This window comes from Bacteroides faecalis (genome assembly GCF_003865075.1).
Taxonomy (GTDB): Bacteria; Bacteroidota; Bacteroidia; order Bacteroidales; family Bacteroidaceae; genus Bacteroides; species Bacteroides faecalis.
This window is the reverse complement of sequence record NZ_BHWB01000013.1, coordinates 1-24,551: the sequence shown is the minus strand read 5'-3', so window position 1 is coordinate 24,551 and position 24,551 is coordinate 1. Positions and strand designations below refer to the sequence as shown.

The following is a 24,551-nucleotide window of genomic DNA, read 5'->3' as shown; positions in this document are numbered from 1 at the left end:
ATAAAAAAAGATGATTATATGCGTAATATATTAAAAAAGAAAAGCAATCGTTGCTGTTTCACGTGGATCGTGTTGCTGTTACTGTTGGGTATTGGATATCCACAAGTAGTAGCTAAGGAAGCAGGAAAAAATGCTAATATTACAGGTAAGGTAGTCGATCAGTATGGTAATCCGGTCCCGGATGTCATAGTTACAATGAAAAAGTCAGACTTTAAGGCTGTTACCGGTTTTGATGGTATTTTTGAATTTCAATACGAGAAAGGAGAGGTGCTTTGTTTGTCTCACCCAGGTTTTCTGAATAAGCAAATAAAGGTGAATAAGTTAAAAAATACCGAACGTGTTTTTAAAGTAACACTGGCTGAGGAATATGTGAAACTTCCACAAGTCATTAATGGACCTTATGATATAAAAGATAGAAACAGCTTTTTGGGATCGGCAGCGACAGTATATACCGATCAAGTGAGTTCAATGCTTTCTACCACAATTATTCCTTCATTGCAGGGTAGATTACCGGGCTTGAACATATCACAACTTCGCGGGGCACGTATACATCAGACAGACAATATCTCTTCCGGAGCCATTTTGGGTAATGTTCCGGCAGATGGTGTAATGGGTAAAGGTGCATATGGTGACAATACTGAGTTTTCGATATCGTCACGTCATAATTCGCCGGTTGTGATGATTGATGGAGTGCAAAGGGATTTGTATTCAATCGATTCGGAGGCTATTGAGTCGGTTTCTATTCAAAAGGATGCTTTGTCGTCAATGTTTTTGGGTATGCAAAGTTCACGTGGGGCATTGGTTATTACTACTAAGGAACCGATAAAACAAGGTTTTCAGATTTCGTTTACTGGTCGTTTCGGTGTGCAAAGTTCATTGAAGACTCCTAAACCTCTCTCGGCTTATCAATATGCTTATTTGTTAAATGAAGCATTGTTGAATGATGGTCGTGATCCCATGTATTCGTATAGTGATTTTGCTAAATTCCGTAATGCTTCCAGTCCTTATACACATCCTGATGTGAATTGGTATGATGAGACGATGAATAATAGTTCCACCATTCAATCTTATAATCTAAATGCTACGGGAGGGAATAAATTTGCACAGTATTTTGTAAGCGTGGGTTATGTAGGTGAGAATGGCTTGTTTAAAAATCCCGGTGGAGATGCACATAGTACGAATTTGACATTTGATCGCTACATGATTAATTCTAAAGTGAATATTAATATCACTGAGGATCTTATTGCCAAAATTTCATTGATGGGACGTGTGGAAGAGGGTACGCAACCCGGTGGTGACGGAAGTGGTTACACGAGTATATTAAATTCTATTTATACGACTCCGAACAATGCATATCCGGTAGTAAATCCGGATGGTTCATGGGGAGGTAGCCAAACTTTCTCCAATAACTTGTTGTCGCAAGTCATTAATTCAGGATATATTATTGATGGAGCCAGAGATGTATTGGGAAGTATCAATTTAAAATATGATTTCGACAAAGTGGTTAAAGGATTATCTGCGCGGTTGGTAGGAAGCGTGACTTCACAATCTCGTTCTGCCACTTTACGTACTAAAAAATCAGAAGTATTTGATTATACATTGGATAAGGAAGGTAATGAAATATATGCGCGTTATGGAGAACCAAAGCCACAGTTAAATAATTTTGTTGCAGTCTCCAATTATCAACAAATGTATGGGCAATTGGCTATTGATTATGAACGTCAGTTTGGTGCACATTCTTTAAAGGCGAGTCTTATGGGGGATACGAAAACGGTGATTACGAATTGGGACCTCCCGGAATATCCTTCTAATGTCATTGCGGATGTTGCATATAATTATGCTGGTAAATATTTTGCGCAAGTAGCGTTGAGCGAAAGTTTTTATAACCGTTATGCTCCGGGTAGAAGGTGGGGGACTTTTTATGCGTTTGGATTAGGATGGGATATCAGTAAAGAAAACTTTATGAAGGATGTTGATTGGATGAATCAGTTGAAATTGCGAGCTGTATTTGGCCGAACGGGAAATGGTATCAGTAACTCGGGGTATTATACTTATTATCAAACTTATTCTAATTCTGGAGATTCTTATAGTTATGGTACTAATTTCTCTAGTCCCGGAAGTTTTACAGAGAGAAGTCCGTTGGCAAATCCATATTTAACATGGGAGAAAGGAGATAAGCTAAATATTGGTATGGATTTAATGTTGTTTGACAATAGATTGAGAGTGGCTGCCGATTACTATAATGATAAATATTTTGATTTGTTACAGGGACGTGGTAAGAGCATTGAACTAATAGGTCAGAACTATCCGAGTGAAAATATAGGAAAAGCGCGTTGGTTCGGTGGAGAATTGGCTATTACATATCAAGATCATGTTGGAAGTTTTAATTATCATGTATCCGCTAACTGGAGTTGCGAACAAAGTAAATTATTGTTTAAGGATGAACAAAAAGTACCGTACGATTATCTTCGGGAGACAGGCAATCCTGTAGGAGCTATTTGGGGGTTAGAAGCGGAAGGTTTTTTCACTTCCTTGGAAGAAATAAAAGAAAGTCCGGTTATTGCAGGGTTTGATAACATTCAGCCGGGTGATATTAAATATAAGGATCAGAATGGAGACAAGGTTATTAATGAATTTGATAAGGTGGTTATCGGTGGCAAGAAACCTATTTCTTATTTTGGCATTGATTTGGGATTTGAATGGCGTGGTCTGGAATTTTCCATGTTTTGGCAAGGAGTATATAATAAAGATGTTATGATGACGGACTGGACTCTAATGGAAGGATTTCAGCAAAATGGTCAAGTTTACGGACAAACGTATGAAAATATGTTGAATCGTTGGACACCGGAAACTGCTGCAACAGCTACTTTCCCGAGATTATCAGCCGGAGGAAATAATTATAATAGAGGTAACGGCTGGAATTCTTCTTTTTGGTTGCGTTCCGGTAATTATTTCCGCTTGAAGAATATCAGTTTAGGTTATACCTTACCTGAATCATTCTGTCGTAACTTTTTGGGAGGAACCCGCGTGAAGGTATTTGTAAACGGACAGAATTTGTTTACCAAAGCCGCATGTGAATTGGTTGATCCTGAAGTGCGTTTCTCTAATTATCCGTTACAACGTTGCATCAGTACGGGTATTAATGTTAAATTCTAATGTACTATGTTTATGATACGAAATAAATTTTTAGCACTGCTCGGAGCCAGTCTGTTAATTACGATAACTTCTTGTTCCGATGGCTATGAACCGAAGCCTGTGGAATTTGTGTCGCTTGATTTTGTATTTTCTCCGACCGATTCTTTAGGTACGAATGCCGTAAAATTTTTGAGTAATATTTATGCGGGATTACAAAATGGGCACAACCGTGTTGGAGGAGATTATTTGGATGCCGCTTCTGATGACGCAGTTTCTATAAACATTTCCGACCCAGATGTATATAAATTACAAGTAGGACAATATACGGCAATTTCTCGTACTTCCAATATGGACTGGGGAGTGTACTACCAAGGGATCCGTAAAGTGAATATTTTACTTGATAATATTGATGTTGTTCCTTTTATGCAAACTTATGTGAATGCTAAAGGAGAATCTCATCCATTGAATGTCTCAATGAAGGCGGAAGCTCGTTTTTTGAGAGCGTGTTTCTATTTTGAACTTGTTAAACGTTATGGAGGTGTTCCTTTGATGGGAGATGACATACATGTATTGGGTGATGATATGGAGTTGCCTCGTAATACGTTTGAAGACTGTATCCGTTATATTGTTGATGAATTGGATGCAATTAAAGATGATTTACGCACAAACCCGATGCCGGACTTTGATCAATATTCACATGCAGCCACCCGCGAGGTTTGTATGGCTATGAAAGCTAGGGTGCTTTTGTACGCAGCAAGCCCTCTGTTTAATGAACGTCCCATTGAACCTGGTAATGAGTTAATAGGATATGCTTCTTATGATAGAAATCGTTGGAAAGAAGCGGCTAAGGCTGCGAAGGAATTTATTGACGAATATGGACCGGAAGGCAAAGCAGTCTATGGCTTAAATAATGATTTTCGTGACGTATTCTTGAATTTCTATAATGTTACGGCTAATCCGGAAGTTATTTTTTATCGTCCGGGTAGTGAGAATACTTCTATAGAAAACAATAACGGACCTTTAGGATTCTCTGGTAACAGCTTGGGTAAAGGTCGGACTCTTCCGACACAGAATCTGGTAGATGCTTTTCCTATGAAAGACGGAATGTTTGCTGATCAAGGTAGTAAATATGTCAAGAATCAGGAAGATCCATATCTTAATTGTGATCCGCGTTTGGATTATACAGTGTTGCATCATGGATCGTTATGGTTAAGAAATAAACTTGATACCTCTAAAGGAGGAGCTAATAATCCTTCCGGAGTTGCTGAATACACCAGGACAAGTTATTATATGTGTAAGTTCATGGGCAAATTTGAAACAGAGCAAGATTATAGTAATAAATTACATTTATGGATAATGTATCGTTATGCGGAGATTTTACTAAATTATGCTGAGGCCGAAAATGAAAGCTTGGACACTCCTTCGTCAGATGTATATGATGCGATTATTGCTTTAAGAAAGCGTGCGGGCATTGAAGCCGGTGAAAATAACTATGGTTTGAAGGAAGTTGGAGAAATGACGCAAGATCAGATGCGTGAGCTGATTCATAACGAACGCCGTATTGAATTGGCTTTTGAGGAACATCGTTATTGGGATATTCGTAGATGGAGAAGTGCTGAGAATATATTCCGAAATCCATTAAAGGGATTGGAAATTAAGACAACCGGAGGTAAAACGAGCTTCATTAATATTAATGTTTTGCAGACAACATTTGATGTGAACCGTTATTTCTATCCGATTCCATATTCAGAGGTAGTAAAGAATGATAATATGATTCAAAATCCGAATTGGTAATATTATGAAAAAACTATTATTAATATTAGTGTGTATTTGCATGTTTACGTCGGCTTTCGCTCAGTCGTTTGTTTTGAAGGGGATGGTTTCTTCTACTGACGGTGAATTTTTACCAGGTGTAAATGTAAAGGTGCAAAATTCAACAGTGGGTACAATTACCGATGTTGACGGTAATTTTCAATTGACAGTGAATAAAGGTGCTATATTGGAGTTTACTTATGTTGGTTTTAAGAAACAAAGCATCAAGGTCGATAATCAACAGACGCTGAATATAGTATTGGCTCCTGATCAAACAGACTTGGATGAAGTCGTAGTGGTAGGTTACGGTAAGGCAAAACGCCTGACCTTAACAGGCGCTGTTAGTGGTATAAAAGCGAGTGAGATTCGTAATGTACCGACCAGTAGTGTACAAAATGCTTTGACCGGTAAGTTACCTGGTTTTTTCAGTCAGCAAAAGTCCGGACAGCCGGGTAAGGATGCTTCCGACTTTTTTATTCGAGGTGTCAGTTCTCTGAACGGTGATGGAAATAAACCTTTGATCATTGTGGATGATATGCAATATACTTATGAGCAGTTGGCACAAATCAACGTAAATGAGATAGAAAGTATCTCTATTTTGAAGGATGCTTCCACTACGGCTGTTTATGGTATTAAAGGAGCAAATGGTGTATTAGTTGTGACAACTCGTAGAGGGCAAGAAGGAAAGCCGAAGATTAATGTACGCTTAGAAAGTGGTATGCAGACTCCGGTTCGTACTCCGAAATTTCTGAACTCCTATGAATCACTACAATTAGTGAAGGAAGCGCATACTAATGATGGAACATTGTCAGATTTTCCGTACACAGATGAAGATATGATTGCTTTCAGAGATCACACTGACCCTTACGGACATCCGGATGTGAATTGGTATAATGAGATCTTTAAGAAGATGGCTTTTCAGGAAAATATCAATGTTGATGTATCTGGTGGTTCTAAAAGATTAAGATATTTCGTATCTGCCGGATATTTTACGCAGAATGGTCTGGTCAAAGATTTTGGTGGAGATGTTGGAGATGGGGTTAATCCTAATTATTTCTATCGCCGTTTTAACTATCGTACGAATATTGATTTTGATGTGACTGATAATTTTAATATGCGTTTGGATGTTTCTTCTCGTTTCATGAATATCAATGAACCGTATCAATTGAATGTAACAGGAAGTATTTATGATTTTAAAAGTATGCATCCTTACTCTGCTCCCGTATTAAATCCGGATGGTTCCTATGCATATTTATATGATACACAGGATAGAAAACCAACGTTAAATGCTCGGCTGGGAAATGAAGGCTACAGACGTACTCGCCGTAATGACAATAACATTTTGTATGGGGCTACTTGGAAGATGGATTTTTTGACTAAAGGACTTTCTGCTAATTTCAGGTTGGCATATGGTAGCCGTGATGAAAACTTCCGTGGAGTAGTACGTAATCGTTATCCGACCTATCATTATGATTCGAAGACAGATACGTATACGATTCATCCGGATCGGGTATACGATTATGAACAGTATTTTGTGTTCAATAACACGAATGTGGCAACTAAAGATTTGAATGTTCAGGCATCTTTAGATTATGCGCATGTTTTTAATATGATACATGATGTAAATGCAATGTTCTTGTACAACCGTCAGAGTACAACGAATGAAAGTGGTGCGTCCGTACCCAATAATTTTGAAGGCTATTCTCTGAAATTAGGTTATAAGTATAAGAATAAGTATTTAATAGATCTTAATATGGGTTATAATGGTACCGACCGTTTTGGAAAGGATAATCGTTTCGGATTTTTTCCAGCATTCGGTGTCGGGTATATTATTTCAGAAGAAAATTATTTTAAAAATGTAGATTGGTTAGTAGATAACGTACAAGTACTTAAACTAAGGGCTTCGTATGGTCTCGTTGGTTCTGATGTTGCTGGTGGTGACCGTTATCTTTATCGACAAAAATATACAGAAGGAGATAGCTATCCTTTTGGTGAAGGCAATAATCATACTTCCGGTGGATACAAAGAAGGAGATTTGAGTAACCTGAATGTAACTTGGGAGAAGGCTAAAAAGTTTGATGTCGGTTTGGAAATGAATTTATTTGATAAGATCTCGTTTACAGTTGATTATTTTATCGACAAACGATACGATCAATTAGTTTCCAGAAATGATATTCCAGATATTTTAGGTATTGGCATTTCACCTACTAATGTCGCAAAAACTACAAATCAAGGATTTGATGGACAGCTTGGCTTTCAAGATCGTTATGGAGATTTTAATTTTAACACAAATCTTGTATTTTCTTATGCAAAGAATAAAGTCGATTTTAAAGCAGAAGCTCAGCAAAAATATGATTGGCTGAGAGAAACTGGTAGACCGATTAATCAACCATTCGGTTATCATTGGGTTGGTTATTATACACCGGATGATATTGCAAAAATCAATGCAGGTGATGTGTCCGCACCGGCTACACCTGAGGTACCGGTACAAGCTGGTGATTTGAAATATGCCGATCTGAATAATGATGGTGTTATTAATGATTTTGATAAGAAGGCGATTGGAAAGCCAAATCTTCCTACTACTACATTGGGATGGTCAATAGGTGGGTACTGGAAGGGATTTAGCTTCAATGTATTGTTTCAGGGATCGTTTGATTATAGTTTTGCTATTAATGGAACAGGTATCGAATCAGGTCAGAGCCAATTTCAACCAATACATCAAAAGCGTTGGACACAAGAACGTTTTGAGAGTGGAGAACCTATTGAATTCCCTCGTATGACGTTACAAGGTAATACAGTCAATAGCGCTACTAATTATATGTCTGATTTCTGGTTGATAAATGCATGGTATATCCGTCTAAAAACAATAGACTTGGGATACCAGCTTCCTAAGAAAGTATTGCCTAAGTTTATTGATAACATTCGTTTTTATATAAATGCTTATAACTTATTGACATTTACAGGATATGATAAATATCAGCAAGACCCTGAAATCAGTACAAATACTGCAGGTGATGCTTATATGAATCAACGTGTTGTAAATTTGGGAGTTCAGTTGTCCTTCTAAAAAGATTATTAGTTGATGGTAAAAAGAGAATAATGTTTTTTATTGAAAAGCATTATTCTCTTTTACTTTTTGTGATGTATATTTAGTGGTTATTGTATCTTTGTTCGTCATATAATAAAATGTATATTGACTACTATAAATAAGAATCATAGGTATGAATAAGAAATTCGCAATCTCTCTGCTATTTTTGTTTGGGAGTGCTACGCTATCAGCACAAGTAAAGCTATTACCCATATTCTCTGATAATATGGTGTTACAGCAGCAAACGCAAGCACCTGTTTGGGGAGAAACTAAACCGAATAAGACGGTGGAAATTACTACTTCTTGGGACAAGAGGAAGTATACAGTACAAGCAGATGATCAAGGTAAATGGAAGACTAAGGTAGAAACACCAGTAGCTGGTGGTCCTTATACAATGATTATCTCTGATGGAAAGCCTGTAAAACTCACTAATGTGATGATTGGTGAAGTGTGGGTTTGTTCGGGACAATCTAATATGGAGATGCAGGTAGAGGGTTGGGGTAAGGTAAATAATTATGAGCAGGAAAAGCAAGAAGCCAATAATTATCCTAATATTCGTTTTTTGTTGGTGAAAAATGCCATAAGTCCTCAACCTATCGATAAAATAGAAGCTGCGGAAAATGGTTGGCAAGTTTGTTCTTCAAAAAGTGTAGCGAATTTTTCAGCAGCCGGATATTTTTTCGGACGTGATCTGAATAAATATCGTAATGTGCCGATTGGTCTGATCGACACTTCCTGGGGTGGTACAATTATAGAAACATGGACGAGTCATGAAGCATTGGCTACTATGCCAAGTATGCAGAAAAGATTGAAAGCATTGGAAGGGCAGCCAGCAACACAAGAAGGACGTAAGAAGAAATATGAGGCCGATGTTGAGGCTTGGAAAGTAAATATTGAAAAGATTGATAAAGGGTGTGTCAATGGCGAGGCTATATGGGCAGCTCCCAATTTTGATGATAACGCATGGAAGACGATGAAGGTTCCCGGTTGGATGCAGGAAAATGGATTACCGGGATTTAATGGTCTTGTGTGGTTTAGAAAGACTGTAGATATTCCTGCTGGTTGGGCGGGAAAAGAATTGACCTTGAATGTTGGTACTATTGATGATAATGACTTTACTTATTTCAATGGTGTAGAAGTTGGACATACGGAAGGATGGATGGCAGGCAGGAGTTATAAAATTCCGAAATCTTTGGTGAAAGGGGGAAAGGCTGTGATTGCAGTACGAGTGCTCGATACTGGTGGTAATGGTGGTATCAACGGAACTCCGGAGAGTATATCGCTTCGTCTTTCTGATTCAGAATCAATACAAATGGCAGGTGACTGGAAATATAAAGTGTCTTTGGATTTGAGAGAAATTGATCCGATGCCTGTTGATATGTCATGGAATCCGAATTATCCGACTCTATTGTTTAATGCGATGCTTAATCCGCTAATTCCTTATGCTATCAAAGGAGCGATTTGGTATCAAGGAGAATCAAATGCGGGAGAAGCTTATCAATACCGTGAGTTGATGCCATTGATGATAACTGACTGGAGAAACCGTTGGGGATATGATTTCCCTTTCTATATGGTACAGTTAGCTAGTTTTACAACTCAACAAAAAGAACCGGTTGAATCAACCTGGGCAGAATTGAGAGAGGCTCAGACTCGAACGCTGCATTTGGCGAATACCGGTATGGCTGTAGCTATTGATATAGGTGAAGAGGCTGACATTCATCCGAAGAACAAACAAGAAGTCGGACGCCGACTGGCTTTAGCAGCCCGCGCACAGACTTATGGAGAAAAAATACCGTATTCAGGCCCCATGTACAGAAACTACAAGATTGAAGGCAATAAAATTCGAATTAACTTTAGTCATGTAAACGGTGGACTGAAAACGAAAAATGGTGAGAAACCGAAAGGGTTTACCATTGCCGGATTGGATCATAAATTTCATTGGGCAGATGCCGTCATTGAAGGAAATTCAATAGTTGTATCTTCACCCGAAGTGGCTTTCCCGGTTGCGGTGCGTTATGCTTGGGCTGATTACCCCGTATGTAATATGTATAACGGTGCAGACCTTCCAATGTCTCCATTCCGTACAGATGATTGGAAAGGTATTACTAATGTTGATAAGCAATAGACATTCATTTAATTAATACATTTAATAAACCATGAAGAAACTAGTTTATTTATTAATCTTCTTTTTGTATTCGACTGTGACAAATGCTCAACAAAAAGACTTGGTACAATATGTGAATACATTGCAAGGTACTGATTCTAATTTTGGTCTGAGCTACGGAAATACTTATCCTACAACAGGTATGCCTTATGGTATGCATATGTGGTCTGCACAAACAGGTAAGAATGGGGATGGTTTTAAATATCTTTATGCTTCTGATAAGATACGTGCCTTTAGTCAGTCACATCAATGTAGCCCTTGGGTAAGTGACTATGCTGTTTATTCATTTATGCCAATGGTAGGTGAATTGGTGGTTAATCAAGATAATCGTGCTACAAAATTTAGCCATGATAATGAGATAGCCAAACCTCATTATTATAAGGTGACATTTGATAATGGTATTACAACTGAAATGGCTCCTACTACACGTGGTGTACATTTACGGTTTTCATATCCTTCTACCAGTGATGCATATCTCGTGATTGACGGATATACCGACATGAGTGAAATTAAGATTGATCCGCAAAAGAGACAAATCTCAGGTTGGGTAAATAATCAGCGTTTTGTAAATGATTCAAAGTCGTTTCATAACTATTTTGTTGTTCAATTCGACAAACCCTTTGAGGACTATGGAATATGGGAAAATCAAAAAGATGAGATATTTCCGAAAAAGAATGAAGGAGCAGGAAAAGGATATGGAGCCTATATTAAGTTTAAAAAAGGATCTAAAGTACAGGCAAAAGCAGCTTCTTCCTATATTAGCCCGGAACAAGCATTGGTAACTTTAAATCAGGAGTTAGGTAAAGATAAGAATCTGGAAGCAACAAAAGCACGTGGTCAAAAGACATGGAATGAGTTGCTGAACAGAATTGTTGTTGAAGGTGGTACAGAAGAACAAATCAAAACTTTCTATTCTTGTTTGTTCCGCGCAAATTTATTCTCTCGTAAATTCTATGAACGTAAGGAGAGTGGAGAACCTTACTACTATAGCCCCTATAATGGTAAAATATATGACGGATATATGTATACTGATAACGGATTCTGGGATACTTTCCGTTCACAATTCCCACTGACAAATATCCTTCATCCTACTATGCAGGGGCGTTATATGAATGCATTGCTTGCTGCACAAGAACAATGTGGCTGGTTGCCTTCCTGGTCTTCTCCGGGTGAGACAGGAGGTATGTTGGGTAATCACTCAATCTCACTTTTGGCTGATGCATGGGCAAAAGGTGTTCGTTCTTTTGATCCCGAAAAAGCACTGAAAGCATATGCTAACGAAGCGATGAATAAAGGTCCTTGGGGAGGTGCTAACGGTCGTGGCTTCTGGAAAGAATATTTTGAATTAGGTTATGTTCCTTATCCGGAATCTATGGGATCAAGTGCGCAGACTATGGAATATGCTTATGATGATTTCTGCGGTTACCAATTGGCTAAAATGGTTGGAAATAAGCACTACCAAGATGTCTTTTCCAGACAAATGTATAACTATAAAAATGTGTTCGACAAGTCTGTCGGGTTTATGCGCGGTAAAGGTGTAGATGGTAAATGGCAAGAGCCATTCGATCCGTTGGAATGGGGCGGACCTTTCTGTGAAGGTAACGCATGGCATTACACATGGTCGGTGTTCCACGATGTACAAGGATTGATCGACTTGTTTGGAAGTGACGAGAAGTTTACGGCTAAAATAGACTCAGTGTTTACTCTTCCTAATGTGATCAAACCGGGAACTTATGGTGGTGTGATCCATGAAATGAAAGAAATGGAACTAGCTAATATGGGACAATATGCTCATGGTAACCAACCGATTCAACATATGCCATATTTATATTGCTATGCCGGACAACCTTGGAAGACTCAATATTGGGTACGTCAGATTGTTGAAAGATTGTACAATTCTACGGAAAAAGGATATCCGGGTGATGAAGACCAAGGTGGTATGTCTTCATGGTATATATTGAGTTCATTAGGTATATATTCAGTTTGTCCGGGTACGGATGAATATGTAATTGGTAGTCCGTTATTTAAGAAAGCTACCATTACAATGGAGAATGGAAATAAATTTGTGATTGAAGCAGATAATAATAGTAAAGAGAATCTGTATATACAGTCGGCTACTTTGAACGGAAGAACTCTGGATAAGAATTACATTCGTTATGACGATATTTTTGATGGTGGAGTGTTGAAATTTGAAATGGGAAGCCAGCCAAATAAAGAAAGATGTACTTCCAAGTATGCTGCTCCTTTCTCTTTGTCTAAAGAATAAGAATTCGTATAATGAATGAAAATCAGTAATGAAATATAAGTTTTTTTGTGTGTTATTGTTTGCGTCTGTTTTGATGAGTGAAAAGGTTGCCAAGGCCCAAGTTGTGGCAACTGATTACGCCCATCAGGTGAATACGCTGATTGGTACGAAAGGAGTGGGGTTAGCTTCAGGATATCTTTATCCGGGAGCGACTTATCCTTTTGGTATGGTGCAATTTACACCGTCTTACTTTTCCAAACGGTCGGGATTTGTGATTAACCAATTAAGTGGTGCGGGATGCGAGCATATGGGAAATTTTCCGACTTTTCCTGTCAAAGGAAAACTGAAAATGTCTCCTAATAATATATTGGACTATCGGATCAATGTAACAGAAGAAAAGGGACATGCAGGTTATTATGAAGCAACAGTGCAGGAGAGTATCAAAGCCCAACTAACGGTAACGGAAAGAACAGGGATGGCGCATTATGAGTATCCGGAAGATCAACAGTTTGGTACTGTCATTATCGGAGGAGGAATTTCAGCTACTCCAATAGAACAGGCTGCCATAGTCATTACTGCTCCAAATAAATGTGAGGGATATGCCGAAGGAGGTAACTTCTGCGGACTTAATACTCCTTATAAAGTGTATTTTGTTGCTGAATTTGATACGGATGCTTTGGAATCCGGGATTTGGAAAAGAGATGAACTGAAGCCAAATGCAACTTTTGCAGAAGGAAAATATTCCGGAGTTTATTTCACATTTGATGTAAATAGAAAGAAGAATATACAATATAAAATTGGTGTGTCTTATGTTTCTGTTGAGAATGCAAGGGAAAATCTAAAGGCAGAAAATCCAGGATGGAATTTTGCTCAGATACAAAACCAGGCTGAGACGAAGTGGAATCATTATTTGGGAATGATTGAAGTGGAAGGTACAAATCCGGACCGTACCACACAATTCTATACACATCTGTATCGCTCTTTTGTTCACCCGAATGTATGCAGTGATGTGAATGGAGAATATATGGGTGCAGATTTCAGAGTTCATAAATCCCGTTCGAAACATTATACTTCATTTAGTAATTGGGATACTTACCGCACACAGATACAGTTGTTGGCAATGTTGGATCCTGAAATAACCTCCGACATCGTGATCTCTCATCAGTTATTTGCCGAGCAATCCGGAGGTTCTTTCCCACGCTGGGTAATGGCAAATATAGAAACAGGTGTTATGCAAGGTGATCCTAGTTCTATTTTGGTATCCAATGCTTATGCCTTTGGTGCCCGCAATTATGACCCGAAGCCACTTTTCAAGATTATGCGAAAAGGAGCGGAAGAACCCGGAGCTAAGTCACAGAATGAGGAAACTCGTCCGGGACTGAAGCAATATCTTGATAAAGGTTACTACAATGCCTCTATTCAGTTAGAATATACGTCAGCAGATTTTGCAATCGGACAATTTGCTTTACATGCTGTTGGTGATGAATTTGCCAGTTGGCGTTATTTCCACTTTGCCCGTTCCTGGAAGAATCTCTATAACCCAGAGACAGGTTGGTTACAGTCACGTCATCCGGACGGTTCTTGGAAATCGTTAGGAGAGGACTTTCGTGAATCTACCTATAAGAACTATTTCTGGATGGTTCCTTATAATCTTGCAGGTTTGGTAGGCATTATTGGTGGTAAAGCGGAAGCCGAAAAACGTCTGGATGAATTTTTTGACCGATTGGACGCAGGATATAATGATGCCTGGTTTGCTTCCGGTAATGAACCGAGTTTCCATATTCCTTGGGTATACAATTGGATTGGTCGTCCGTATAAAGCTCAGGAAGTTATCAACCGGGTATTGAATGAACAATATTCCAGTAAGATAGACGGTTTGCCGGGCAATGACGATTTAGGTACTATGGGAGCTTGGTATGTATTTGCCTGTATCGGATTATATCCTGAAATTCCGGGTGTAGGAGGTTTCACGGTAAATACACCGATCTTTTCGTTAGTAAAAGTACATTTGAAGAAAGGAGATATAGTAATTAAAGGTGGTTCGGAAAAGAATATCTATATACATTCCATGAAACTGAATGGTAAACCATACGATAGTACCTGGATCGATTGGGATGAACTTTCCAATGGAGCTACAATTGATTATGGTACTTCAAGTAAACCGGATACAAAATGGGGAACAAAGATTCTTCCTCCTTCTTTTCCTTAATTAAGGTTCAATTCTAAATGGTATAAATATGAAAAGAAACTTTTTGAATATTGCCTGTATATTGATGGCAGTAGCTTTTATCTCATCGTGTGGTGAGAAAAAACAAACATCTCAGGAATTTCCGAATTGGGCATGGGCCGACTTTCAGCGTCCGGCAGGAGTGAATCCGGTTATTTCTCCGGACACTACTACCTTCTTCTATTGTCCGATGCGACAGGACTCAGTTGCGTGGGAGGCAAGCGACACCTTTAATCCGGCAGCTACGATTTATGATGGCAAAGTAGTTGTTCTTTACCGGGCAGAAGATAATTCGGCTGTGGGTATTGGAAGCCGTACTTCCCGCTTGGGATATGCTTACTCGGAAGATGGATTGAACTTCAAACGTATGTCCGCTCCTGTTTTATATCCGGGTGATGATAGTCAAAAAGAGTTAGAATGCCCCGGAGGTTGTGAAGATCCTCGTATTGCAATGACTGATGATGGATTGTATGTAATGCTTTACACTCAATGGAATCGTAAGAAGGCACGTTTGGCAGTGGCTACCTCTCGTGATTTGCAGACATGGGAGAAATATGGTCCTGCTTTTGCAAAAGCTTATGACGGACGTTTCTTCGATGAATTCTCGAAATCAGCTTCTATCATAACGAAACTGGTAGACGGTAAACAAGTCATAGCAAAGATTGATGGAAGATATTGGATGTACTGGGGAGAGAAGTTTGTGAATGTAGCAACTTCTACAGACTTGGTAAATTGGGAGCCAATGTTGGACGAAAATGGAGACTTCCTGAAAGTGATGACTACTCGTGAAGGTAAATTTGATAGTGATTTAACCGAATGCGGCCCTCCGGCAGTGATGACAGATAAAGGTATTCTTCTAATGTATAATGGAAAAAATAAAGCAGGTGCAGAAGGTGATACACTGTATACAGCCAACTCTTATTGTGCCGGACAGGCTTTGTTTGATACAAATGATCCGACTAAACTGATTGATCGTCTGGATAAACCGTTCTATGTCCCTGAGTCTGATTTTGAAAAGAGTGGCCAATATCCGGCGGGTACAGTATTTATTGAAGGACTGGTATATTATAAAGATAAGTGGTATCTGTATTATGGTTGTGCAGATTCGCGTGTCGCAGTAGCCGTATATGATCCGGCTAAAGTCAATGGAGGTAACAAATGAATAAATTAAGTCTTTTCCTTCTCGGAATGATTTGTTCTCTGAATACAGTAGGTCAAGAGAGCTATTTCCACAATCCGGTGATTCTGGGAGATATGCCGGACCCTTCTGTTATTAAGATTAAAGATACTTATTATGCAGCCGGAACCTCTTCAGAGTGGGCTCCTTTTTATCCGATGTTTACTTCTAAGGATTTAATTAATTGGAAACAAGTAGGGCACGTCTTTAAAAAACAGCCGGATTGGACGGTTAATTCTTTCTGGGCACCGGAGTTGTTTTATCATAATAATAAGGTTTATTGTTATTACACTGCTCGTCAGAAAAGTACCGGAATCTCATATATCGGAGTTGCCACTTCGGATTCTCCTCTTCATGAGTTTACTGATCATGGTCCTATCATTGAATATGGTACGGAAGCTATTGATGCTTTTGTATATGACGACAATGGACAGTTGTACATTAGTTGGAAAGCATACGGATTGGATAAACGTCCAATCGAAATATTAGGCAGTAAATTATCTGTTGATGGATTGAAGCTGGAAGGTGAACCATTTACTCTGTTAGTCGATGATGAATACATTGGAATGGAAGGACAATATCATTTTAAACAAGGTGAGTATTACTATATAGTATATGCTGCCCATGGATGTTGCGGACCGTCCAGTGATTACGATGTATATGTAGCCCGTTCCAAAAATTATAAAGGACCTTATGAGAAATATGAAGGAAATCCTATTCTGCATGGTGGAAACGGTGATTATAAATCCTGTGGTCATGGTACTGCTGTGACAACTCCTGATGGACGAATGTTTTATTTATGCCATGCTTATTTAAAGGGAGACGGATTCTACACCGGAAGACAACCGATTCTTCAGGAAATGTTTGTAGGTGATGACCGATGGGTACATTTCAAAACTGGAAATGTGGCACAAGTTAAACAACCTGTACCATTTCTCGGTACGTTCCAGAAAGAGTCGGAAGGATTTGAAGACTCCTTTGATGGAAAGAGCCTGAAAGTAGAATGGAACTGGAATTATCTCTATTCTGATGTGCTAACTACTTTCAAAAAGGGAAAATTGTTGTTAGCTGGTCGCCCCAAGAAAGGAAATCTTCATGGTACAGCTTTATGTTTGCGTTCGGAAACACCGGATTACTCTTATGAAACAAAGTTGGTGAATACAAATAAAAGTGTGAAAGGGCTGACAATGTACGGAGATGACAAGAATCTGGTTATATGGGGAGTTTCCGGTAATAAACTCTTCCTGAAAGGAATTAAAGATAATGAAGAATCTATTCTGTACGAATCTGTTTACAACAACAATGAAGTTTATTTGAAAATCACAGTTGAAAAAGGAAGCCTCCTCAATTTCTACCAAAGTAAAGATGGAAAAGAGTGGACCCCGGTGCAGGATACACATTTTCAAGGACAAGATTTAGTTCGTTGGGATAGAGTATCACGTCCGGGATTGATACATATAGGTGATGTAAATGAACCAGCTGAATTTGAATATTTTAAAACACAAGTAAAAAGATAAATGAAAAAGATTTTATTGATGGCAGTAGCGTCCATTTGTTTGGTGTCTTCTGCATTTGCTCAGACTGTAAAGCCCTTTAAAGAAGGAGATAGAGCTGTTTTCTTAGGAAATAGTATAACGGATGGAGGACATTATCATTCGTTTATTTGGTTGTATTATATGACACGTTTTCCGGATATGCATATCCGGGTGTTCAATGGTGGTATTGGAGGTGATACGGCTTATGACATGAACAAACGTTTGGATGGGGATATTTTCAGTATGAATCCTACTGTCTTGATGGTTACTTTTGGAATGAATGATTCCGGTTATTTTGAATACAACGGTGATAATGCCAAAGAATTCGGTGAACAGAAGTATCAAGAGAGTATTAAAAATTTTCAGCAAATGGAGAAACGTTTCAAAGAACTACCGAGTACGCGTATGGTAATGTTAGGAACTTCTCCTTATGATGAAACAGCAAAAATAAAAGATAATACCGTATTCAAGAAAAAGAATGAGACGATTAAAAGAATCGTTGAATATCAGAAAGAATCGGCTGCGAAGAATGGTTGGGAATTTACTGATTTGAATGCACCGATGGTTGCACTAAATCAGCAGTTTCAGCAAAAAGACTCTACTTTTACTCTTTGTGGAAACGATCGAATCCATCCGGATAACGATGGGCACATGGTAATGGCTTATTTATTTTTAAAAGCACAAGGATTTAGCGGTAAGAATGTAGCGGATATAGAAATTAACGCTAATAAAAAGGAGACGGTTAAATCAGAGAACTGTACCATTTCGAATATAAAGAAGATTGGTAAAGATATTAGCTTTGATTATTTAGCAGAGTCTTTGCCTTATCCTCTGGATACGATTGCTCGTGGATGGGGATCAAAGAAAAGTCAGGCAGATGTTATCAAGGTTGTTCCTTTTATGGAAGAAATGAATAGTGAGATCCTGAAAGTAACCGGACTGAAAGGACAATATAGATTATTGATTGATGACGAAGAAATAGGCACTTGGAATGCTGCTGACCTGGAGAAAGGTATCAACTTGGCGGCTGAATCGAAGACCCCTCAATATCAACAAGCATTGGCCATCATGCACCTCAATGAATATCGTTGGGAACTTGAAAGAACTTTCCGCGAATATGCATGGTGTCAGTTTGGATTTTTCCAACAGCAAGGATTACTTTTTGCTAATAATAGAAAAGCGATCGAAGTCATGGACGAAAATGTAGATAAGAATATGTGGTTGAAAGGACGTCGTGATATGTATTCGAAGATGATTTACGAATCTGTACGGGATGCACGCCAACAAGAAATGGAAGTATTGGTATCTAAGATTTATGAAATTAATAAACCGATTACAAGAAAGGTCGTTTTAAGAAAGATTTGATCTTTCCTTTTGAAAGGATTGTAAAACAGGAAATGGTGCAGACAGCGGTCGGCACCATTTTTTTTATCATATAACGCAGAAACTATTAAATCATAGAAAAGCGTAAAGCTTAATTGAGAGAGTTAGTTTCTTTTCCAGAAATCAGAACTAAAGAGCAACAACACAGTGAATAACTCCAACCGTCCAAGTAACATAAGGAAAGAAAGTAACCATTTGGATATATCAGGAAGTGCACTCCACGAATAAGCAGGACCGAAAAGTCCAAGACCCGGACCCATGTTGCCCATACTGGAAATAACAGTACCCAATGATTCGAGGAATCCTACTCCTAAACCCATCATGATAAGCGTACTGATAATGACAATCACTACATAGAGGAAAGTGAATGCCAATACTGTAGATTGTATGGATGGAGAAATCACCTGTTTATTTACCCGAACAGGAAGCACAGCATTCGGATGTATGATATGCTTGAATTCATTTCTGGAAATCTTGCTTAGAATCACCATTCGGATACACTTGATACCTCCCGTAGTACTTCCTGCACAAGCTCCTACCACCATGACAATAATAAGACATCCCCATAAGATAGAAGGCCATAACATATAATCTGTCGTAGCAAACCCTGTAGACGTGTGAAGTGAAATCACTTGGAATAATGATTTCCGAAATGCCTCTTCGATACTGATTGGGCTTGTCTCATAAAGCCAGATCGCTATAAAGGCAGTAAAGAATACCACCGACATGAAATACCATTTTAGTTCTGCATCATGAATGAATTTCTTAATTTTGCCATTTACAAGCAATAAAAGCAAAGTGAAATTGACTCCTGAAAGGAACATAAAGATGGAAATTACATATTCTATATAAGGTGATTGGTAATGCTCAATACTTGCCTGTTTGGTAGAGAACCCTCCTGTTCCGGTAGTTGCAAAAGCATGGCAGATACTATCAAATATACCCATACCACCAAATACTAGTAAAAGAATCAAAGTCCCCGTCATTCCTGCATAAATACCCCAGATCCATTTAGCGGTGACTCCAATACGCGGATGAACCTTGTCATGAGTCGGTCCGCTAGCTTCTGCTGCAAACACCTGAATGCCTCCCATACCGAAAATCGGAAGAACGGCAATGGTGAAGAATACAATACCTAAACCACCAATCCATTGAGTCATGGCACGCCAGAAGAGAATTCCATGAGGCATGGACTCTATATTATCCATAATAGTCGCCCCTGTACTACTGAAACCCGACATTGTTTCAAAGAAAGCGTCTGTTATTTTAGGAATGTATCCACCTATATAATAAGGTAACATCCCGAAAATAGAAAAGGCAACCCAGGATATGCTTACAATGACGTATCCATCACGTCGGTTTAACGATCTCACGGCATTTTTTCCGATAGCAAGTAACAACAATCCAACACAACAAGTGATGGCTGACGAAAGAAGGAAACTATTCAGGTCACTCTCTTTATAAAATAGGGAAACTCCTCCACAACACATTAACATGGCTGTTTCTATCAAGAGCAGGAAACCTAGAATCCGCAATATCATTTTGGAATTGATCATATAAGTAATCCTCCAATATATTGACTAATATACTAATTGTTGTATATATAAAACGCAATCAATTGGGTATATTAGTACATTGGCATATTATTAATTAAAGAACTTTTCAATCTTTTTTATCATCATGCTCAGACAGAATACTACGACATGGTCACCGGGACGAATTAGTGTATCACCGGTAACCAGCACACCTTCGCCGTTACGTATCATACCACCGATAGTAGTACCTTTCGGCAGTCCAAGATCCTTAATCAAGTGCTTTGTTATTTTGGCTCCTTCCGGTACAGTGAATTCTGCCACATCCGCATTCGCAAAAGTCAGGCATTTCACGTTGGAAACATCTGCATCCAGCATCATCTGGTAGATATGACTAGCCGCAATCATCTTTTTATTGATAACTGTACCGATGTCAAGACTTTCGGCCATACTGATATAGTCGATATTCTCCACTTCGGCGACTGTCTTTTCAACTCCCATTCGTTTTGCTGCAAGACAAGCAAGAATATTCGTTTCCGAATTTCCTGTGAGGGCAACAAAAGCCTCGGTGTTTTTTAAGCCTTCTTCAATAAGTAAGTCCATATCACGCCCATCTCCATTAATAATCATTGTTTTGTCATCTAATATCTCCGTCAGGCGGTTGCAACGGTTAATATCATTATCTACAATTTTGACCTGCATATAGTCCGGCACATATTGCGCAGTACGGACAGCGATGCGGCTTCCCCCCATTATCATAACATTGCGTACATCGGCAAAATCTTCTTTACCGGCTATTTTCCGAATGTAAGGGATGTATTTACGAGTAGTAGTAAAGTATACGATGTCATGCAGTTTGATCACATCGTCTCCACGCGGGATGATTGTCTCCGTGCCGCGTTTGATTGCTACAACGTGATAAGGAATATTCGGTCCTCCTAATTGATGCAGTGGAATATTTAGAATCTCTGCTTTTTCTCGCATCTTGGTACCGATAAGCAACAAAGCACCTCCGCAAAATTCCCACCATTGACGTACCCAGCTCATGCGCATGGACGATACAATTTCTTTAGCAGCCAACATCTCCGGATAGATCAACGAATGAACACCCAGTTTTTTGAAGAACTCTTTATTCTTAGGTAGAAGATATTCGTAGTTATCAATGCGGGCAACCGTCTTTTTAGCTCCCAGGTTAGTGGCTAGCATACACGCAGTCATATTCCGGCTTTCGTCGGGAGTAACAGCAATAAATAGATCCGCTTCTTTCACACCTACCTCTTTTAGACCGGAGATAGATGAAGGGGAAGCTGTGACCGTTAGCAGGTCGAAATTGGAACTAATAGTACTTAGTTTCTCTTCGTCATCGTCCATCAGGATAATATCCTGCTTCTCACGCGACAACAATTTAGCCAGATGAGTGCCTACGTTGCCGGCACCTGCGATAATGATCTTCATTTCTAGTTCGTTAGTTCTTTTATTTTGCTTGTAACAGGTAAAAGAGCACATTGATTTAATAGCTCTTTGGTTATGCTGTTTTCATCCATTCCGCAAAGCTGGTAGAGTTCCGTTACCGTACCATGTTGCACAAACTTGTCAGGAAGTCCGATACGTTTGATTGCCGGAGTATATCCATGATCAGATAAATTCAAGTACGGCACTTCCCATACCTCCCTGAATCACTCCATCTTCTACAGTGATGACTCGGCTGAAATTGCGACCAACTTCGTGAAGTAGCTCTTCATCCAGCGGTTTAAGGAATCGCAGATCGTAATGGGCGATCTCTCTTCCGGATTCAGCTTCAGCATGACTGATGGCTGAAGCTACCTTATTGCCAATAGGTCCAATACTGATAACGGCAATATCATCACCATCTTTCAATTTCCTTCCTTTGCCAACTGGAATCTCTTCAAACGGACATTCCCAGTCGACCAATACACCCCTTCCACGTGGATAACGTAACACAAACGGTCCCTTATTCGGAAGTTGTGCAGTATACATTAATTTTCTTAGTTCATGTTCATTCATGGGGGAAGCGATCGTCAGATTAGGTATTGGACGTAGATATGCCATATCAAATGCTCCATGATGTGTAGGACCATCTTCGCCAACCAGTCCGGCACGATCCAGACAGAATACAACAGAAAGATTCTGGATCGCTACGTCATGAATAATATTATCGTATGCTCGTTGCATGAATGATGAATAGATATTGCAGAATGGAAGCAAGCCATCTTTTGCCATACTCCGGAGAAAGTTACAGCATGTCCTTCGGCAATTCCTACATCGAAAGCCCGTCCGGGCATTTTAGACATAAGAATGTTCATCGAAATCCGAATCCAAGGCATGGCCGGAGTTACACCAAAAATCTTGGAATTGGCTTCCGCCAGTTCAACCAATGTATTTCCGAATACATCCTGATAGAGAGGAGGAATGCCTTCTGTATTGACAATAAAACGTTCTCCTGTTACAGGATCGAATTTACCCGGGGCATGCCATTCGGTAGCATGTTTTTCCGCCGGGGCGAATCCTTTTCCTTTCACAGTATGGAGATGTAGTATTTTAGGACCTTGCAGGTCTTTGATATCACGTAATACTCTTGTAAGATTTTTCACATCGTGTCCGTCGATAGGACCGAAGTAACGGATGTTCATTCCTTCAAAAATATTCTGTTGGGGCTGCCATTGACTTCAGGCTATTTCCGAAGCGGATAAGAGCCTTACGGCGTTCATCGTTCAGAATACCGAGTTTGAACAATAGACGGGAAGCTTTAAAACGTAATTGATTATAACGATTCGAAGTTGTCAGGTTGAATAAATATTGTTTCATCCCGCCCACGCTACGGTCGATAGCCATGTCATTATCATTCAGGATAATGAGCAGGTTGTTTGAAGTAGTGGAAGTATTGTTGAGCCCTTCAAAAGCTAGTCCGCCACTCATTGAACCATCACCGAGGATTGCTACAACATGCCTGTCTTTTTCTCCCTTTTTGGATGCAGCGACAGCCATGCCTAGTGCGGCAGATATCGAATTGGATGCATGTCCACAAGTGAAAGTATCATATTCGCTTTCTTCCGGTGAAGGGAAGGGGCGGATACCTCCTAATTTGCGGTTGGTAAAGAAAGCTTCCCGTCTTCCTGTCAGAATCTTATGTCCATAAGCCTGATGACCGACATCCCACACAATACGGTCATAAGGTGTATTATAAATGTAGTGTAAAGCAACTGTAAGTTCTACAGTTCCAAGACTGGCGGCAAAGTGTCCCGGATTACACGAGAGTTCTTTTATAATGTCTTGCCTCAGTTCATCACATACTTCCGGCAGTTGCTCTACGTTCAGCTGTCGTAGGTCATCAGGAGTATTGATAGAGTTTAGCAAGTTATATGTAGGTTCATTCTTCATGATTCGAGAAAATTTAGTGCAAAATTACAAAAGAAAACGGATAGTGCTTACTTTTCAACAAATTCTTCTGTTATCTGGTTCTTCTTCCAGATTGGTGTTCATGCTGTCTATTAATAAATGTACTGCTGTCTATTAATAAAAAACTTGTTCCCTATTAATAGATAATTTACTTGTTCTTAATAGAAAACTTTGTTTTTATCAATGCTAAACTTTAACCGCAAGCTTCGGTTATATAATCAAAAGCTTCAGTTTTAAAACCGGAACTTGTGGTTAAAGATTGGTTGCTTATAAGATACACTTTTTTTCGGAAGTAAACAAGTTTTCTTTTATTTAATATCTGTAATACTACTATAAGTGTTTCTTTTATTTTAGATTTTCATCGGTTGATATAACCGGTTGAGGAATAAATTTTTAGCGAATTATTTGAGTAGTAGTAACGAATTGGCAACTGTGCAATTTTCAGCGATTTGCGATGCTATGCTGTCAAATAACTCTTCATATCGTAAAAGTACAATCGTTCTTCAGAGACAAACAATAACCATTAAAATATCTGACCTATTTTGTTTGTAATGCCCGAAATTCATTTGGTGTGCATCCTTCTATTTTTGAATGCCCGACTGAAATACTGCGGATATTGATAGCCTAAGGTGTATGCAATCTCACTGATACTCTTATCCGATTCCGTTAGTAGTTCTTTTGCCATATTCATTGTCTTTTGCTGGATATATTCTTGTGCGGATTTACCTGTCTCTTTCTTTATCAAATCACCGAAATAATTTGAGGATAGATGCAAACTATCAGCGCAAAAGGCAACAGTCGGAGTACCCAAGCGTTCCGGCTTATCCGAATCAAAA

11 protein-coding genes and 2 pseudogenes are annotated in these 24,551 nt (G+C 39.1%); 9 read left to right on the top strand and 4 right to left on the bottom strand.

Annotated features, from left to right (window positions below; translation table 11 throughout):
- Positions 1–18 precede the first annotated feature (18 nt).
- From EJF25_RS17960 to EJF25_RS17920, 9 genes are all read left to right on the top strand, one after another.
- On the top strand, positions 19–3,156 hold the full coding sequence (locus EJF25_RS17960) for a SusC/RagA family TonB-linked outer membrane protein (RefSeq protein WP_125042222.1): 3,138 nt from the start codon (positions 19–21) through the stop codon (positions 3,154–3,156).
- 6 nt (positions 3,157–3,162) lie between these two features.
- On the top strand, positions 3,163–4,929 hold the full coding sequence (locus tag EJF25_RS17955; RefSeq protein WP_125042221.1) for a RagB/SusD family nutrient uptake outer membrane protein: 1,767 nt from the start codon (positions 3,163–3,165) through the stop codon (positions 4,927–4,929).
- Positions 4,930–4,933: 4 nt separating this feature from the next.
- Positions 4,934–8,014, top strand: a complete 3,081-nt coding sequence (locus EJF25_RS17950) for a SusC/RagA family TonB-linked outer membrane protein (protein ID WP_125042220.1) — start codon at positions 4,934–4,936, stop codon at positions 8,012–8,014.
- 154 nt (positions 8,015–8,168) lie between these two features.
- Positions 8,169–10,160 (top strand): sialate O-acetylesterase, encoded by a 1,992-nt coding sequence (locus EJF25_RS17945; RefSeq protein WP_125042219.1) that lies wholly within the window; start codon positions 8,169–8,171, stop codon positions 10,158–10,160.
- A gap of 31 nt (positions 10,161–10,191) precedes the next feature.
- Positions 10,192–12,465 carry a GH92 family glycosyl hydrolase gene (locus tag EJF25_RS17940; protein ID WP_125042218.1) on the top strand — a complete coding sequence of 758 codons (2,274 nt, stop codon included), beginning with the start codon at positions 10,192–10,194 and terminating at the stop codon, positions 12,463–12,465.
- A gap of 28 nt (positions 12,466–12,493) precedes the next feature.
- Positions 12,494–14,653, top strand: a complete 2,160-nt coding sequence (locus EJF25_RS17935) for a GH92 family glycosyl hydrolase (RefSeq protein ID WP_125042217.1) — start codon at positions 12,494–12,496, stop codon at positions 14,651–14,653.
- 28 nt (positions 14,654–14,681) lie between these two features.
- Complete coding sequence (locus EJF25_RS17930; RefSeq protein WP_125042216.1) at positions 14,682–15,833, top strand: beta-1,2-mannosidase; 1,152 nt, start codon at positions 14,682–14,684, stop codon at positions 15,831–15,833.
- Entirely contained in the window at positions 15,830–17,365 is a 1,536-nt protein-coding gene (locus EJF25_RS17925; protein ID WP_125042215.1) for a family 43 glycosylhydrolase, read from the top strand. The genes EJF25_RS17930 and EJF25_RS17925 overlap by 4 nt, the downstream gene beginning before the upstream one ends.
- Positions 17,366–18,748 (top strand): SGNH/GDSL hydrolase family protein, encoded by a 1,383-nt coding sequence (locus tag EJF25_RS17920; protein WP_125042214.1) that lies wholly within the window; start codon positions 17,366–17,368, stop codon positions 18,746–18,748.
- A 122-nt stretch (positions 18,749–18,870) separates the two neighbouring features.
- On the opposite strand, the gene EJF25_RS17915 is transcribed toward EJF25_RS17920, so the two are convergent.
- The 4 genes and pseudogenes from EJF25_RS17915 to EJF25_RS17900 all read right to left on the bottom strand — a co-directional run.
- On the bottom strand, positions 18,871–20,322 hold the full coding sequence (locus tag EJF25_RS17915) for a TrkH family potassium uptake protein (RefSeq protein ID WP_125042213.1): 1,452 nt from the start codon (positions 20,320–20,322) through the stop codon (positions 18,871–18,873).
- Positions 20,323–20,412: 90 nt separating this feature from the next.
- Positions 20,413–21,753 carry a Trk system potassium transporter TrkA gene (gene trkA / locus EJF25_RS17910; RefSeq protein ID WP_125042212.1) on the bottom strand — a complete coding sequence of 447 codons (1,341 nt, stop codon included), beginning with the start codon at positions 21,751–21,753 and terminating at the stop codon, positions 20,413–20,415.
- 2 nt (positions 21,754–21,755) lie between these two features.
- Positions 21,756–23,697, bottom strand: a pseudogene (dxs, locus tag EJF25_RS17905) (1-deoxy-D-xylulose-5-phosphate synthase).
- 555 nt (positions 23,698–24,252) lie between these two features.
- Positions 24,253–24,551 (bottom strand): annotated as a pseudogene (locus EJF25_RS17900) (helix-turn-helix domain-containing protein); the annotation flags it as partial.